Source organism: Vibrio sp. 10N.222.47.A9 (assembly GCF_963872585.1).
In the GTDB taxonomy this organism is placed as follows: Bacteria; Pseudomonadota; Gammaproteobacteria; order Enterobacterales; family Vibrionaceae; genus Vibrio; species Vibrio splendidus.
On the sequence record NZ_CAWNBB010000021.1, the window covers coordinates 164360 to 181400 of the forward strand.

General features: G+C 45.4%; 16 protein-coding genes. 7 read left to right on the forward strand and 9 right to left on the reverse strand.

Annotation, left to right across the window (positions count from 1 at the left end; genetic code table 11):
- Positions 1-57: 57 nt before the first annotated feature.
- Together AACT19_RS04915 and AACT19_RS04920 are read left to right on the forward strand one after the other, a co-directional pair.
- Positions 58-702: a cytochrome b/b6 domain-containing protein gene (locus AACT19_RS04915; RefSeq protein WP_076645540.1), complete on the forward strand. Its 645-nt coding sequence runs from the start codon at positions 58-60 to the stop codon at positions 700-702.
- A 16-nt stretch (positions 703-718) separates the two neighbouring features.
- Positions 719-1147, forward strand: a complete 429-nt coding sequence (locus AACT19_RS04920) for a MarR family winged helix-turn-helix transcriptional regulator (protein WP_017091366.1) — start codon at positions 719-721, stop codon at positions 1145-1147.
- An 87-nt stretch (positions 1148-1234) separates the two neighbouring features.
- On the opposite strand, the gene AACT19_RS04925 is transcribed toward AACT19_RS04920, so the two are convergent.
- From AACT19_RS04925 to AACT19_RS04940, 4 genes are all read right to left on the reverse strand, one after another.
- Positions 1235-2095 (reverse strand): DMT family transporter, encoded by an 861-nt coding sequence (locus AACT19_RS04925; RefSeq protein ID WP_076645542.1) that lies wholly within the window; start codon positions 2093-2095, stop codon positions 1235-1237.
- 110 nt (positions 2096-2205) lie between these two features.
- Positions 2206-3303, reverse strand: coding sequence for an alkene reductase (locus tag AACT19_RS04930; protein ID WP_076645544.1), 1098 nt, complete (start codon positions 3301-3303; stop codon positions 2206-2208).
- 14 nt (positions 3304-3317) lie between these two features.
- Positions 3318-3695, reverse strand: a complete 378-nt coding sequence (gloA, locus tag AACT19_RS04935; protein WP_004736293.1) for a lactoylglutathione lyase — start codon at positions 3693-3695, stop codon at positions 3318-3320.
- Positions 3696-3911: 216 nt separating this feature from the next.
- Positions 3912-4847 (reverse strand): LysR family transcriptional regulator, encoded by a 936-nt coding sequence (locus tag AACT19_RS04940; RefSeq protein WP_076645546.1) that lies wholly within the window; start codon positions 4845-4847, stop codon positions 3912-3914.
- A gap of 134 nt (positions 4848-4981) precedes the next feature.
- Between AACT19_RS04940 and AACT19_RS04945 the strand changes: the two genes are divergently transcribed.
- From AACT19_RS04945 to AACT19_RS04965, 5 genes are all read left to right on the forward strand, one after another.
- A complete protein-coding gene (locus AACT19_RS04945; RefSeq protein WP_076645548.1) occupies positions 4982-6217 on the forward strand; it encodes an OmpP1/FadL family transporter in 1236 nt (411 codons plus the stop codon).
- 996 nt (positions 6218-7213) lie between these two features.
- On the forward strand, positions 7214-7855 hold the full coding sequence (locus AACT19_RS04950) for a magnesium transporter (protein ID WP_076645550.1): 642 nt from the start codon (positions 7214-7216) through the stop codon (positions 7853-7855).
- Positions 7855-8844 carry an efflux RND transporter periplasmic adaptor subunit gene (locus tag AACT19_RS04955; RefSeq protein WP_004736298.1) on the forward strand — a complete coding sequence of 330 codons (990 nt, stop codon included), beginning with the start codon at positions 7855-7857 and terminating at the stop codon, positions 8842-8844. The genes AACT19_RS04950 and AACT19_RS04955 overlap by 1 nt, the downstream gene beginning before the upstream one ends.
- A 285-nt stretch (positions 8845-9129) precedes the next feature.
- Positions 9130-11106 carry an alkyl sulfatase dimerization domain-containing protein gene (locus AACT19_RS04960; RefSeq protein WP_017091899.1) on the forward strand — a complete coding sequence of 659 codons (1977 nt, stop codon included), beginning with the start codon at positions 9130-9132 and terminating at the stop codon, positions 11104-11106.
- A gap of 207 nt (positions 11107-11313) precedes the next feature.
- Positions 11314-11802: a hypothetical protein gene (locus AACT19_RS04965; protein ID WP_076645552.1), complete on the forward strand. Its 489-nt coding sequence runs from the start codon at positions 11314-11316 to the stop codon at positions 11800-11802.
- Between the two features lie 77 nt (positions 11803-11879).
- Here AACT19_RS04965 and cyoE read toward each other — a convergent pair whose 3' ends face one another.
- Genes cyoE through cyoA form a run of 5 tightly spaced genes read right to left on the reverse strand, consistent with a single transcriptional unit; the run spans position 11880 to position 16668 of the window.
- A complete protein-coding gene (gene cyoE / locus AACT19_RS04970) occupies positions 11880-12752 on the reverse strand; it encodes a heme o synthase (RefSeq protein WP_076645554.1) in 873 nt (290 codons plus the stop codon).
- An 8-nt stretch (positions 12753-12760) separates the two neighbouring features.
- Positions 12761-13072, reverse strand: coding sequence for a cytochrome o ubiquinol oxidase subunit IV (cyoD, locus tag AACT19_RS04975; protein WP_004736302.1), 312 nt, complete (start codon positions 13070-13072; stop codon positions 12761-12763).
- Positions 13072-13689 carry a cytochrome o ubiquinol oxidase subunit III gene (gene cyoC / locus AACT19_RS04980; protein WP_004736303.1) on the reverse strand — a complete coding sequence of 206 codons (618 nt, stop codon included), beginning with the start codon at positions 13687-13689 and terminating at the stop codon, positions 13072-13074. Before cyoC ends, cyoD begins: the two co-directional genes overlap by 1 nt.
- Entirely contained in the window at positions 13679-15766 is a 2088-nt protein-coding gene (gene cyoB, locus AACT19_RS04985; protein WP_017078918.1) for a cytochrome o ubiquinol oxidase subunit I, read from the reverse strand. The genes cyoC and cyoB overlap by 11 nt, the downstream gene beginning before the upstream one ends.
- A 5-nt stretch (positions 15767-15771) precedes the next feature.
- Positions 15772-16668 (reverse strand): ubiquinol oxidase subunit II, encoded by an 897-nt coding sequence (cyoA, locus tag AACT19_RS04990; protein ID WP_081324494.1) that lies wholly within the window; start codon positions 16666-16668, stop codon positions 15772-15774.
- Positions 16669-17041: the final 373 nt, after the last annotated feature.

Below are 17041 nucleotides of genomic sequence, written 5' to 3' on the forward strand. Positions count from 1 at the left end.
CAACTATTGTTATGTAAATTATTCCCACCAAGCAAATTCGCAAACAGGAAAAGCATTATGAAAATCTGGGATCTACCAACTCGACTTTATCACTGGCTTCAAGCCGCACTCTTTATTGGTCTTGCTGCGTCAGGGTTTAACGGACAAGGCCCTCATGTTTACTTAGGCCTCGCACTGTTCAGTCTGATTTTATGGCGCTTGGTTTGGGGAATCGTCGGCAGCGATACCAGTCGCTTTTCTCAATTTATTAGCTCCCCAAAATCGGCTTGGAATTACTTACGGGGAAAAGTACGACCAAAACCGGGCCATAATCCGTTAGGTGCGTGGATGGTGATAGGAATGATCACGACTCTGTTTGTCCAATGTATGACAGGGCTTGTTATTGCTGGTTTCTTTGATGCTATACCAGGCTCGGAACGCGTGATTACTGATGCAGTATTCGATGTGTTATGTACGGTGCATGGCATTGCAGCACGCATGTTAGTGGTCTTTGTGGTACTGCACTTGGTGGCCATTATCATCTACAAACTGCGTTCAAAACCGCTGGTTCTTGCCATGATCACAGGCAAACAAAGCCATTCAGCGTCAACGGATTATTTCAGAAATGGCAGTCAATTGGCTTTTTCATCAAATAGGAAAGCGTTGTTGGTGCTAATTGCATCGGTATTAGTTACGATGACAATAGTTGTGATATCACAGTAAAATTAGGTTGCGAAAGATGCCAGAAGAGTTTGATAGACAAAAAAGCTTTGGTTGGATGATCAATGTGATCGCCAATAAAGCGACCAAAGATTTCGACACGGAATTGAAGGAACATGGCTTAAGCATTGCACTATGGCCAACCATGATGTGTCTTTGGGAAGAAGAAGGTGTGACTCAGCGTGATATTGCTGCGAAATCCAAAGTCGAGAATTCAACAACGACACGTACATTAGACAAGTTAGAAAAGCTTGAACTGGTCGAACGCAGAGCCGATCCAAACAGTCGCCGTTCTTTCCGAATTTACTTAACGGATAAAGGTAAAGCACTTGAAGAACAACTCGTTCCTATCCCAGTTCGTTTAAACAAAGCGTTGATGAATGAGTTAGATGCTGAAGAACAGCAACAAATGCTCAAGCTACTTCAGAAAGTAGTCGCGGCAATCTGATATTACCGCGTTCACTGCTTAGCAAAGCTTATTACACTCTGAACGTGTATTGAAAAATAACCCACACTCGGCCTTACGCCGAGTGTTTTATTTTCGTCTCGACCATTTGATATAGCAAAACAGTGAAGCAATGATCACCGCCCCACCGAGCAGCTTCTGCATCTCAACACTTTCACCAAGCACACTGACACTCAGTAACAACGTCCACACAGGCTCAAGAATCATGATCAATGCCGCCACTTCCATATTCACGGAGTGCTGACCGACCGTTTGCAACAAGTAACGAATAGACGTTGCGATCACCGCAGAAACGATAAACCAGAAGACTAAGGTTTTGGTGATTTCGAACTCCGGCTGAGCTGTCATAGAAGCAAAGGCTAAACCACTCACACCCACCACAAACAGCTGCACACAGATTGATGCGATAGGTTTGATATTGGTAATCACACGCTTGTTCATCACAAAGTGAACAGACAACAACATCGATGCTAGCAAGAAGTAAATCTGACTCTGCTCAACATGCCAGCCATTGCCCAAAGTCAGCAACAGCATGCCAATAATCGCGATAGGGAAAGACATCCAAAACGCACGATTAGGTTTAACTCGAAACAAAATCCAAGACACAAAGGGGGCAATGATCATGGCTAAGCTCATGATGAATGCCCCTTCCGACAAGCTTTCTGTCACCGATACTGCAAACACCCATACCTGCAATGAGGCAGACAGCAGCAAACCCACTCCGCAAAGAGAAAGAACCTGCTTAAGCGAAAGCTTACGAATGTGATGAATACAAAACGGCAGAAGAATCAAACTCGCGACGAGGAATCGCACACCAATGAACACTGGCCCCGGCATTTCTAATACCACCAGCTTAGATGCAATCCATCCAATCCCAGCTAACAGGGTAGCAAATAGGAGGTAAAGCTCTCCGCGCATCGCTTTCATCATTTTACTTGGTCCAATAACAAAAAAAGCAACCCGACTCTGCAAGGTTGCTTTTTATAAACATTCAACAGGATCAAGATACTATCTCAATACTCTGCTTCAGGCAGCTGTTTTTAGCCTGCGTATTCTGGGTAATCAATTAAACCTTTTTCAGCACCGCCGAACAATGTGTTTGGATCGTGCGCCGCAAGTGGGTAACCATTTTGAATACGAGCTGGTAAATCTGGGTTAGCAACGAATGGACGACCAAAACCAACCATGTCAGTTACGCCTTCAGCAACCGCTTTTTCGCCACGCTCGCTATCGTATTTACCCGCATAAATCAGGACACCATCGTAAGCTTCACGAACTGCCGCTTTAAATGCTTTTGGCGTTTCAGGTGCATCGTCCCAATCGACTTCTGCAATGTGCAGGTAAACAATTTTGTATAGATTAAGTAGTGCTGCCGCCGCTGTGTAAGTCTCTACTGGCGTAGCATCAACGGTACCATTCAACGATGTGAACGGAGCAAGGCGTACACCAACACGGTCAGCGCCAATCGCTTCAACCATAGCTTCAACCACTTCGCCTAGGAAGCGTAAACGGTTTTCAATTGAACCACCGTATTCGTCAGTGCGGTTGTTTGCTTCAGAATCGATGAATTGGTTGATTAAGTAACCATTCGCGGCGTGAAGTTCAATACCATCAAAGCCTGCTTCAACCGCATTTAAAGCCGCTTGGCGATACTGTTCAACCACTTGTTTGATGTCTTCTTTCGTCATCTCACGAGGTTCAACCACATCTACAAAGCCCGGTTCATCAGTGCCGTTATCGATGAATACTTTTACGTTTTCTGCTTTAAGTGCAGAAGACGAGATTGGCTGTTCACCACCAATGTTGTCTGGGTGTGTGACACGGCCTACATGCCAAAGTTGAGCGAAGATAACGCCCTCTTTTTCATGTACGGCATCGGTGACTTTTTTCCAACCAGCAATCTGCTCATCAGAATAGATACCTGGAGTCCAAGCATAACCTTGGCCCATAGGTGAAATTTGTGTACCTTCCGCAATAATCAAACCTGCAGAAGCGCGTTGAGCGTAGTAAGCCGCCATCATGTCGTTTGCTGAATTACCAGGTTGCGTTGCGCGAGAACGCGTCATCGGTGGCATAACAATACGGTTTTTAAGCTCGATATTACCAAGTTGAATTGGTTGAAATAGTGCGTTTGTCATTGTTATATCCTCGATTAACCTAGTTGAATCAGTTCGATTTGGTAGCCGTCTGGGTCAGTAATGAAAGCAATGTGTGTTGAACCGCCTTTCACTGGTCCCGCTTCGCGAGTGACGTTGCCACCTAGCGATTTGATCTTGTCACATGCTGCGTAAATATCGTCTACACCCAATGCCAGATGACCAAACGCGCTGCCCATCTCGTACTCATTCGTATCCCAGTTGTACGTTAGCTCGATAGTCGTGCCGCCTTGTTCGTAGCCAACAAAAACCAATGTGTAGCGGTAGTCTTTGTTTTCATGGCGTTCAAGTTCCTTCATTCCCAATACCTTGGTGTAGAACTCGATAGACTTGTCTAAATCAGTAACTCGGATCATTGTGTGTAGGAATTTCATATTTCACCCTTATTAGCACCATAAGCATGGCGCCGTTATTATTTTGAGTGGAGGTTATCCACTAATCTCTGAGTGAAATAATACGATTCAGCGAGGAATTAAGGAAATTATCAAAAATTCTCAATATGATAATTTTTTATTATGAGCTTTATGACTAACACGAACTCAATGACACAAAAAAGGGAAGCCAATGCTTCCCTAGAATTAAACTCTCAATTAAAACCGCAAACGCCTATCTTTAAGCGCCTTCGACATTGCATCTGATGTACTGATGACTTGTTCTCTGAACCATTTATGAGCGGGGTCGCTGTTCTGCTTCTTCAACCAAATCAGGTAGTGAGACATCGGCTGATATTCAAAAGGCGGCTTGAACAGCTGCAAACTTAACTTTTCTTGGAACTGCACGGCCATGGATAAAGGCACCACAGTAATGTAATCAGATTGGCTACACAGCAAGATATTACTGAACAGTGAACGCCCATGAAATACGATTTTACGTTGGGACAGATCCAAAGAAGTGTAGTGATTTAAACTGCGAACTTTGCGTCGTGTTCTGTCTAATACAGCATGCTTTTCACTCAGGAACTGAACTTCGCTGATTTCACCTTGGATTCGCGGGTGATCAGCTCGACACACGATCACAAACTCGCCTTCATAAAGTGTTTCACTGACGATACTTGGGTGTTCAGGCACCACAATATCGATCATCGCATCGAACTCTTGCGTCAAAAGATCTTCGTAAATGCGCTCATCACTGTCTGGTTGATCAAACACTTCTAACGACAAATTTTGATTAGGAAGCGCCGCGAAACTATTGAGCAGCACCCACTGCAGATGTTCAGGCGCAGAGATCACAAACTTACGTTCAGAGGCTTGCTCATCAAAATTAGCCATCGACTGAAACACACCATTGAGTTCATTGATCGGCGCTTTAATTTGTTCATACAAGCTTTGCGCATAAGACGTAGGCGCAACACCTCTTCCTTTACGAACAAAAAGCTCTTGGCCAATCTCTTTCTTTAGGCGGGCTAACGCGGTACTGATGGTCGATTGGTTGGTACTGAGTTGATCCGCAGCCTTACTTAAACTGCCCTGCTCCATCACCGCAGAAAACACAGCAAGTAGGTTGAAGTTGGGGATGTCATTACTCATATATCATTACTCGTTAGGCGACCATGAGTACTATGCTATCGTAAAAGCGATAGAATGAAATAAGAATCCCTCGTTTAAAGTCCCAAATTGAGACACTAACATCCCGCGTAATTAGTTTCTTAATAGGTTTCTCCATGAAAAAACACTACCTTGCCATCACTATTGCGATGATGACGAGTAACGCGATGCTTTCAAACCCAGCATTGGCAGCGGCTCACCTTCTTCCTGAACTTGGTTCCCTCAACGCAAGTACCGCAGGCGCAGGATCGGCAGCGTTAGCTGAAAGTGCGTTAACCGCATGGACTAACCCTGCCGCTATGTCTCAGCTAGAAAACCCTGAACTCACCGTCAACCTGGCAGGCCTCTACACAGACATCAACTATTCAGACACAGACCCAAAAGAGCGGTTTGACAGTAACATTGATGCTGGTGGTTGGGCTCCGGTAGGAAGCTTCTACTTTGTCACCCCTATCAACGACAAATTTCACGCTGGCTTTGCTTTGGCTTCTCAAGGTGGTTCAGGGATCGATTATGGTGATAACTTTTCTGGGCAGCGTTTATTAAAGAATGTTGAATTCATGACTGTTCAACTGATGCCTTCGATATCTTACAAAGTGAATGAGCAGCTTTCGTTGGGTGCCTCAGTCAATGCGGAATACCTCACTGCAAACGGCGAGTTGAATCCTTTTATCGGCACTGGCGACATTGGTTCTGAACACTTATTCGAAGCAGACGCGGATGATTTCACGGTTGGCTACTCTCTTAGTGCCTTTTACCAACCGAACGAACAACACCGTTTTGGCTTTATCTACCGCTCTGAACTTGCTCATTACGGTGAAGGGGATCTTCAACATTCGGCTAGCGACACCAAGCATGATGTTTGGCTCGACTTTATCATGCCTCAACACATCCAAATTAGCGGCGTGCACGCCGTTAATAACCAATGGGACATGCTGTGGAGTGTGACTTGGTATGACCTATCAACTTGGACTGACCTCACGCTAGACATCAATGATAACTCAGTAAAAGTTGTCGACCGTAACTTTGACGATGTGTGGAACCTAGCCATAGGTACTCATTACCAAATCACCCCAACCTTGCGACTAGAAACAGGCATCAGCTACGAGACTTCGCCTCAAGATGACGCAACTCATCAATATATGGATCTTCCTGTAGGTGAAACCAAACGTATTGGCGCCGGTGCCACCTATGCGCTCAATAAGAACTGGGAACTGCGCGCTTACTACGATTACATCGATCTGGACGAGCCTGAGCTTAATTACTCGAAGGGGCAAGTTATCAATGTTCAAGGCGCTTATGACAACAGCGCACACTTCTTTGGTATGCAAGCGAACTACCGCTTCCTGTAAAGCGGTAGTCTCGACCTTTCGTCGATTATCTATGAGTCACGCACAGTGCCTGATTCATGGCCTCACTCGTGCACAACATCAAGGCCTAGCTATCCGCTAGGTCTTTCTCTATCTGTTCTTCAACTGCAATGTTTTATCCCCAATCAACATCGCATTTGATTGGGTTAGATTACACATTCAATAGAACATAAACAATACGATATTGTCTCGTTTATCATGACACTGTGTTCAGCGACATTGAGATATACATTTGAAGAATTAAAGCTACAATATTTCGAATCCAGCGCTCTACCGTAAACAGAAACCTATTTTTCCAGTATTCAAAAATCTATTATCAGTTATATGTCATCCATCATTCGTTTCTATTACTCCTTTTATTGTAAGAAGCGTGTAAAAAGATTAATTCCGCCAAATTGCTTATTGATGCTTTTATTAGTCATTTCATTGATCCAAACCAAGTTAATGAACAATGTTTTCTATCTGTATATGAGCCTTTTCAAATAAATCGACCTACCGATTTAGAGTTATAACTACTAATCGTAATTACGATATTATCAAATCGTAATTCTGGGTAGATACTGCTCAAAACTCTTCCTATTATCCTGCTAACAAATCAATTCTTAGCCCAAACAGAATGCTGACAAATGTTTTACAACACTATGTCAATTGCCATGGAAGATCCCCTCGACAGACGAGGTTTACACGTAAAGAAGACAGTAGCTAAAAGAACGAGCCTAATATTTCGTTCAACAGTGCATCGTCATTCAACCTGCGTTTCAGGCTAACAATAAGAATTGATTTGTAGAGGAGCATATTCGCTTCTTGATACCGAGAATCGGTTGTCTGGACTGAGCAATATCACTTTAAATATCATCTGTTACTTTTGTTTATTATGAGCACCAATCTACCCACATAATAGACATCTACTTTTTAAGATGTCATTAAAGGTGACTTCTAGGCTGCAAATTCTCTCTTCTTATTGATGTAGGTTGAGATATGAACTTTATAAAAATCGTTTTCCAGAAGATCTGGGCCGTTGCTATGGTCTTGATTAAATTCTGCCTGTTTATGGCGGTAATGTTTGCTGGTGCATGGGCTCTTGCACCGTTAGGCACTATCCATTCTAAAGACATCGACATGTCTCAATTCAACAACCATCCCAATGAAATGATGATGAACTTCTTCCAGATGGAGTCCTTCTCTGGTTACTTGTTCTCGGTGACCATTGCTGTGGTATTAGCCGGTGTTTACGGCATGTGGCAGTTGCATGAACTGGGTGTGCATAAAGCAAAAGAACACAAAAGCGCTCACGTACAAATCGTGTTTGCACTGTCACTTTGCGGGCTCTTCATCAGCAAAACATTCTGGGTTATCGCTTTGGTTATCGCATTGGCGAACTGGAAGCATATTGGTCAATCACTGAGTGATGTGATTCGCCGTGGTGTACAGCCTAAACAAGACGCGACCAATACAGAGACAGCCGCAGTACACGTATCACCTGAACAATCGGTAACAGAGCCGTCTCAAACACAACAGTCTCCAGTAGAACCGTCTTCAGAAGCTCAGCCTTCAAAAGAACAGGCTTCAGAAGAAAAGACTCCAACAAAACCATCCCCTACAGAAAAAGAGGTCGCATAATGAAAGAGATGATGATTCCATACATCCTAATTGTATGGTCACTGTTTGCGACAGGCGCACTTAAGAAGAACTTCAAAAACTACACGTGGGCTGCCATTGGCGGCGTAACAATCCTTGCGGTATTAGCGGTTATCTCTCGCTTGTGGGCACCCGTTGATTTAACGAACTCGACCACAGTAAAAGCACCACACGCGGTTATGTCACCTATCTTCGGCCAGCAGATCGACAAAGTGCTTGTTGATCACAACCAAATGGTTAAAGAAGGCGACATAATCTACACGCTCGTCGACATCGATTCTGCCGCAGACAAAGCAAAGATCGAATCTTCAATTGTTCAGAAAGAAGAAGAAATCAAGCAAATGACTCGGGACTTAGAGCGTGCTGAAACGTCACCTGAAATCTTCAATATGCGTGACGTAGAAAAGTACGACTCTGATCTTCGAGTGCTGCACGCTGAACTTGTTTCGTTAAAAGCCGATCTACAAAAAGTGAACTGGGCGCAAGAGAAGAAAACCATTAGAGCGGAATTTGACGGTCAGGTATCGATAGTGAATATTGCTGAAGGTTCTGTCATGGGTAACATGCACCTCTACAATACCAGCAAAAAGTTCCTTGAGATGCGCATTTCAGACCAAACTTATGGCTATGTTCAAGTAGGAGACTTCGCTGAGTTCTTCGTTGATGCCTACCCGGGGCACGTGTTCCGAGCAAAAGTACACAGCTTTAATGCCGGTACCGGTGAGTCGAGTATTTCTCCACTTCAGGGGCCACAAAGCGTCGGTCAACACGTAGTAAGAAATGGGAATGCTTTAGGTCGTACTATCGTACTTGAGATCATCGAACCAGAAGGTTACAACATCCCTATTGGTTCAACTGGCGCGGCTTGGATCTCGGCTGAGAAGCCGCATCCGTTCTGGGGCTTCATCGATGTAATCGGCGCAGCAACGGTTCGCCTACAATCTTACAAGTCTTACTTAGGTGCTTGGTAAGTACTCAGATTCTCGGTAAGTACTCAGGTTCTCGGTAAACACTTATATAACAGCCATTAGTTCCAAATTAAATGCCCTGAATTTCAGGGCATTTTTGTATCTGTCACAAGCCCCACTTACTAATTGATTTAGATCAAAATAAATCGCAAAAATAATCATTAGTTATCCAATCAATCGTAAAACCGATAGATTGAAATTCTGTTTGCGCGTAGATAGCGACCTCTCCCACCTCTATCATTTGGCTCAAGAAATCCAATTCCTGTATCCAAATATAAGGTCACTACCATGACTAATACATTCAAAAAAATGGCGCTCCCTGTTGCTATCGCGAGCGCTCTATTTGCTTCTGGTTTTGCATCTGCAACGCCAACTGTAGAAGCGACATCGAAAGTAGGCCAAGAACTTCAAACAGCAAATGCTGCGCAATACCAAAACATTGACCTTGATGCTCGCTACAAGAGCGAGGTTCTATTCGAACACAAGTCAAACATGTTCTGGGGCAAAGGCGAGCGCATCCAAGTTGTTTCGAAAACGGGCGACTCACTGGCTTACACAGAAGAATCTGATCACGTTCATCCAATCCTCACCAAGCACGGTCGTAAAATGGACCAAGCAATCATCAAAGTGGATGACAATATTTATCTTGGTTACGGCTTCGGTCTAGACACCCCTGTCATGATCGAAGGTACGGACGGCATCATCATTGTTGATCCAGGCGAGTCGGTAGAAATGGCTCAATCGGTTAAAGAACAGTTCCGTCAAATCACAGACAAGCCGGTTAAAGCCATCATCTATTCTCACAACCACATCGACCACATCTCTGGTGTGCGTGCATGGGTGACAGATGAAGAAGTAGCATCAGGCGAAGTAAAAATCATCGCTGAAGAAGGCCTAACCGCAGCAGTGGCTAACTGGTCTTCAAACCTAGGAACTCTATTTGGTCACCGTACTTCTTACACAGGTGCCAAGCACGTAGAAGAAGGTGAGCACGGCACAGTAAACGACGGCCTCGGTCCGCGCTTCATGCAAGGTGCTATCTCGTTCATTGAACCAAACCTGCTGGTACCAAGCCAAAGCCACATCGAAATCGAAATTGCTGGCGTTAAGATGCACATCGAGAACGTACCATCTGAAACTAAAGATGAGTTAGTGGTTTACTTCCCAGAGCAGAAAATCCTGCACGCGGCTGAAGTACTTCAAGGTGAGAACTTCCCTAACCTTCACACCATCCGTGGTACTAAATTCCGTGACCCATCAATGTGGTTCAAGGGCATCGACGTAATGCGTAAGTTCGACACTGAGATCATGATTAACTCTCACGGTCGTCCTGTTGAAGGTAAAGAAGCGGTATCTGACGTATTAACGGCTTATCGTGATGCGATTCAATACACGCATGACCAAACAATCCGTTACATGAACAAAGGTATGACGCCAGACGAGCTAGTTGAAGTGGTTAAACTTCCTAAGCACCTTGCTGAGCACCCTTGGTTAGGTGAGCACTACGGTACCGTTGCACACGCCGTTCGCCAGATTTACGTAGGTTACAACGGTTTCTTCGAAGCGGATCCATGGCAGCTAGAGCCAATGGCTTACGAGCAACGCGCTAAAGCATTCGTAGAGATCATGGGCGGTCGTGACAACATCATCGACACAGCAAAAGCGGCGATGAAAGCAGAGAACTACACCTTTGCAGCAGAGATTCTTTCTTACCCAATCACGGTAAATAAAGATGACATGGAAGCACGCTTACTGAAAGCACAAGCTTACAAAGCATGGTCTGCAGATCAAGTGAACATCAACTGGCGCAACTGGGCATTGAATGCTGCAGCTGAACTAGAAGGTACTCGTGATTTCTCTAACATGATCAGCTTCGCTTCTGTAGACGTACTAACTGCGCTACCAAGTAAGCAAATCTTCGATATGATGACGTCGACGCTAATCGCAGAAAACTCGTTAGACGTAAACATGATGCTAACGTACAACTTCTCTGATACTAACGAAGCATTCACTATCGAAATTCGCAACGGCATTGCTCAGTTACACGAAGAGGCAGTGAAAGGCGCAGATGTTCAAATCAACACCACTCGTGCAGTATTGAACCAAATCTTGATTGCGGGTCCAAACGCTCAACAAGTGATTGGTACCAACCTACAGTCTGGTGCATTCAAGTTCTCGAATGGCGACATCAAAGGCTTCGGTCAATTCATGAGCTACTTCGATAAGCCAATGACTCCAGAAGAGATCATGCTCATCGTTCGCTAATAGCGAGTTTGAACGGTCGCTCTTCGGCGATAGCTCTTCGACGATAGCGTGTTAGTAAACAATCAATAACACACTATCAACCAATACGTTGACCGCTTCACATGGACGACAAACAAATACAGGGACCCTTTGTGGTCCCTTTTTTTATCGTCAGGTTCGGCTGCTGGCGTCAGATTCTTAACCCTGTCATAGGTCTCGATAACCATTATGCTAAAACGATTTGCTCTGATTCTTTCGCTTACCTCTTCACTCACGTTTGCCTGCGGTCTTCACCAAGAGACAGGGTTTAGTTTAGTGACAGAGCCCGGTTCACTCGAGGTATTTGGCAACGTCATTACAGCCAGACAAGACGATGAATTCAACAACCTCAATAAGCCAGATCACTTTCGACTCTTTGCCATCAAGGCTGCGCTTGCGAAACCCCACCCAAGCAAAATTGAGTTCAACTTGTTCGAAGCAATCAAAGGTCATTACAGCCAAGTGAAACTTGAGAAGGGTGTCGATGTGTCAGGTAGAGACACTTTGCCTACTGAAGAAGATCTACTGTTAATTACTGAATTAGATGTGTTCGATGCGCTAGCAACTGGCACTATATCTTGGGATCACGCGACACTAAACGGCTTAGTGATCATCAATGGCCCACAAGATAAACGAGAGCAGCTTGAAGATTGGCTTAGTGATATTTTTGAAGGGTAATAGCTTAAAGCGGGACAGATAAAAAGTCGTCAAACCCTCGGACTTCAGAACATTGAGGGTTCAACGACAAACTTAAATCAAAAAAGCGTAGGCAACGGAATCAACTCCAGCCCCAGTACACCACTGATGCTCATCACCACCAGCAGAGAGACCTTGAAGACCGTCTTTGACCACTGGATGTAGTTAAGGCAATCGACTTTGCGGAATGTCACTTTAGTCCACATAAAACAGACTGCCGCCGACACCGCGAGGTATTCATAGCCCGCTTCTCCGAGTAGGAACAGCGCCAATGATACTGCGCCAAACGCCACAACATACGCTTTCATTTGTTGATGTGCTTTGTCGACGCCCTCTTTCACCGGTAACACTGGAATGCCTGCATCTCGATAATCTTGAAGGCGGAACATCGCGATCGCGTACGAGTGTGGCATTTGCCATAAACAGAACATCGCGAACAACAAAACCGCTTCCAAACTAATGTAATTAGTCACCGCCAAGTAGCCCACTAACGGCGGAACGGCTCCCGAAATACTGCCAACTAAAGTGCCGTAAACCGATGTACGCTTGTACCACATGGTGTAGAAAAAGACGTAAAACACATAGCCAAGCAACACCATGACCGCAGAGATCGGATTAGCGAACTGAAACAGCAGCGCTGTGCCTGCTAGCAGTAAAACCAAGGCATAGACGAACGCTACATCTGTATTGATGTTTCCTTGAACCAATTCTCGATTTTGTGTGCGCTTCATCTTTTGGTCGATGTCTCGATCAAAGATGTTGTTCACAATACAACCTGATGCAATCACAAGTCCCACACCCGCTAATGTTGTCAGTAACAACATCGCACTGGCTGGTTCTGTTTTTGCGGCGAGGAAGAACCCCGCCGCAACAGAAATCAGGTTGCCGAAAATGATGCCCGGTTTGGTGATAGACAGATATCTTTTCAGCATACCTTAGCCTACAACTTCATGTTGACGTTCATGTTGTAGATAATCCATACCGAGCCAGCGATAAGAATCAATACAACAATGGCGGTAAACATCAGTGACACCAAGTTCCAACGCCCATCGGAAGATTTCGCTTCCATATGTAAGAAGTACTTAAAGTGCACAAAAATTTGCACCAACGCGCAGCCGAACAAGATCACGTACGTTTCTGTGCTTGGTAATACATGCGCCCACACGATGTAGAACGGAATAATGGTGAGAATCAGTGACGCAATAAAGCCTTTCACATAATCCGTTGCACCACTGTCTAGATGCTGTTCCATTACATCACCCCCATTAAGTACACGATGGTAAATACACAAATCCAAACGATATCAAGGAAATGCCAGAACAGGCTTAAGCACTGGAAACGCATCGACATGTTGTCGTTCAAGCCTTTGGTTGAAAGCTGGTGATACGCCACCGCCATCCAAATCAGACCGAACGTTACGTGCAAACCGTGTGTGCCAACCAAGGTAAAGAACGCAGAAAGGAATGCGCTTTCTTGAGGGCCATAACCTTCTGCAATCAAATGATGGAACTCATACACTTCCATACAGATAAAGGCTAAGCCCAATGCGAAAGTCACTTTGATCCAGCGCTTCAGTCCGGTCACGTCTTTGCGCTTCATCGCAATCATGCCAAAACCGAAGGTGATACTACTGAACAGCAGCATCATGGTTTCGACAAACACGAACGGCAGTTCAAAGATGTCTTTACCTGTTGGCCCTGCGATAGACCCACTCTCAAGCACGGCATACGTTGCGAAAAGCGTGGCAAACAGGACACAGTCACTCATTAAGTAAACCCAGAAGCCAAACAACTTGTTGCCCGCAGCTTCGTGGTGATGATCATGCGAGTGTGCAAGATCATAAGTGTGTGACGGAGTATTAGCTTGCATACGTCGTCTCCAAATCATCTTTATTGTCGTTATTACCACTATCAGCATCACTGTCAGCGCTGTTACCACGACCAGAATGATCGCCTTTCACTGACTGTTTTTTCGCTTCTGCAAGCTGCGCACGTCGAGCCGCTTCAATCGCTTTGATCTCTTCAACTTCCACGTAGTAGTCCACATCGTCGTTGTAGCTGTGTTGAATACACGTCACCACGATGCCTACTAAGCTTGCAGCCGCTAGCCACCAGATGTACCAGATCATTGCGAAGCCAAATGCCAACGCCCATGCAGACACATAAATGCCTGTCGGTGTGTTCTTCGGCATGTGAATACGTTCGTATTCTTCTTCCTGAGTTGGATCAAACTCACCACTTTGCTTTTGATACCAGAACGAATCGATCTCATCGCCCTTAGGCAGTTTTGCAAAGTTGTAGAACGGTGGTGGTGACGATGTTGCCCATTCGAAGGTACGTCCGCCCCATGGGTCACCGGTTAGATCTCGGTTTTGGTCGCGGTCACGAACACTCACGTAAATCTGCACGAACTGACACACCACACCCATCGCAATCACGCCCGTACCTGCAGCCGCAACCGCCAGTAGTGGGAAGAACTCAGGGTTAATGTCTTGGCTCAAACGACGCGTCATGCCCATAAAACCTAGAGCGTAAAGCGGCAAGAACGCCATCAAGAAGCCGATGATCCAACAGTAGAACGCGCGTTTGCCCCAAAGCTCGTTCAGAGTGAAGCCGGTCGCTTTCGGGAACCAGTAACCAATCGCTGCAAAACAACCGAAGACAACGCCGCCGATGATCACGTTGTGGAAGTGAGCAATCAGGAATACAGAGTTATGCAGGATGAAATCCGCACCCGGAACCGCCATCAATACGCCCGTCATACCACCTACAGTAAAGGTGATTAGGAAACCGACCGTCCACATCATTGGTGTGGTAAAGCGGATACGACCTTTGTACATGGTGAATAGCCAGTTGAAGATCTTAACCCCGGTTGGGATAGAGATAATCATGGTCGCGATGCCGAAGAAGGCATTCACATTGGCGCCAGACCCCATGGTGAAGAAGTGATGCAGCCAAACCACAAACGCTAAAATAGTGATAGCCACCGTCGCCCATACCAGCGAGGTATAACCAAACAGTTTTTTACGAGAGAAGGTTGCAGTTACTTCAGAGAACACACCGAAGATAGGCAAAATTAGGATGTACACCTCAGGGTGTCCCCATGCCCAAATCAAGTTCACATACATCATCACGTTGCCACCAAGGTCATTGGTGAAGAAGTGCGTACCGATGTATCTATCCAAAGTCAGTAACGCGATGGTGACCGTTAGGATTGGGAAAGAGATGATGATCAGGATGTTGGCACACAGAGATGCCCAAGTGAACACTGGCATCTTCATCATTGGCATAGATGGAGTACGCATGCGCAAAATAGTCGCGAAGAAGTTCACACCCGTTAACGTGGTACCCACACCGGATATTTGCAGTGCCCATATCCAATAATCGACCCCGACTCCCGGGCTCGCCTCAATACCAGACAGCGGCGGATACGCCAACCAACCCGTTCGGCCAAACTCACCCAAGCCCAGTGACATGTTGGTTAGGATAATACCCACCACAAACAGCCAGAAGCTCAAGTTATTCAGATAAGGGAATGCAACATCACGAGCGCCAATTTGCAGCGGCACGATGATGTTCATCAAGCCGATAACCAGAGGCATCGCGACGAAGAAAATCATGATCACGCCGTGAGCCGTAAAGATCTGGTCGTAGTGATGTGGCGGTAAATAGCCAGTCTCACCAGCTGCAGAAAGCAATTGCTGACTGCGCATCATGACCGCATCGGCAAAGCCACGAACTAACATCACCATCGCGACCGCAATGTACATGAAGCCTAGTTTTTTGTGGTCTACAGACGTAAACCATTCATTCCATAGGTATTGCCACTTACCGGCTTTTGTTACCGCATACACCACTAAACTACCCACTAAAGCGATCATGGTTAAGGTGATCAAAATAATGGGTTCGTGGTAGGGAATTGAGTCTAGAGTTAATCTTCCAAACATGACGATTATCCTTGGGTTTCCGGCAGACAGTTCATTGAACCAGGGTGCTGGGTCACGACATCAGTGAATAAAAATGGTGGGATACTAGAAAACAGCGTCACAGGTTCAGCCACACTTGGCGCGGCCAATGAACGGAACTGCTCCCAATCTTCAATACGATCAGGACTTGCTTTCACTTTCTCCACCCAGTTTAAAAACGCCACTTGATCAGGCATGGCTGATGCGGTGAATTTCATTTGAGAGAACCCTTTACCACTGTAGTTCGATGCAAAACCTTTGAAGTCACCTTCGTGGTTCGCGATCAAATTCAGCTTGGTCACCATTCCTGGCATCGCGTAGATCTGCGAACCAAGACGCGGGATAAAGAACGCGTTCATGATGTTGTCTGAAGTTAGCTTAAACGTCACCGGTACATCTTTCGGGAACGCAACATAGTTAACCGTCGCAATGTTTTGCTCCGGATAGATGAACAGCCACTTCCAGTCCAGAGAGACCACTTCGATCACCATAGGCTTAACGTCACTCACCAGAGGCTTTGATGGCTCTAATTCGTGTGTTGTTCGCCAAGTGATGGTGGCTAGAATCGCGATGATGATGATTGGAATCGTCCATACCACCACTTCGATCTTGGTTGAGTGCGCCCAGTCAGGTGCATACTCTTCTGTGGTATTACTTTCGCGGTATCTATAGGCAAAGTAGATGGTCATCAGAATCACGGGGATGACGACGATCAGCATCAGCAACAGAGCCGTAATAATCAGCTCCTTTTCCTGAACGCCAACGCTACCTTTTGGGTCGAGCAATGCGGAGTTACATCCTTCGAGCATCAGGACGGTTCCCACCAAACCAATCCTCGACAGATTTGCTCTCGATAAAATGCGTTTATATCTTGAAGCTTCCATTAACTTTCTCGATGGTTATCCAGCCTCAGAACGAACGTCTGAGTACTGGTTGTCATGATCATTAGAATATTTATGTGTTGAGCATGTGAAACGCCGCATCTCAAAAAGCAATGCAATAAGGTTCGTTACTGCTGAGTTAAAACCACACAGAAAACATGACTTAATTGTTACATTTTGAAATACATTGTTACATTTGGCGCATTATGAAGAGTTGAAATTGAAAGCTCACCAAACAAACTTGGAAACTAACCTTCCATTTATGAAGACGAAAACTAAGAAGCAGTAAGCGATTAAGACACACATCAATTGCGTGCTACACGGATAGAGCCAGTACTGACAAGGGATTTAGAAAAAGTAGATAAACACTTGCTCA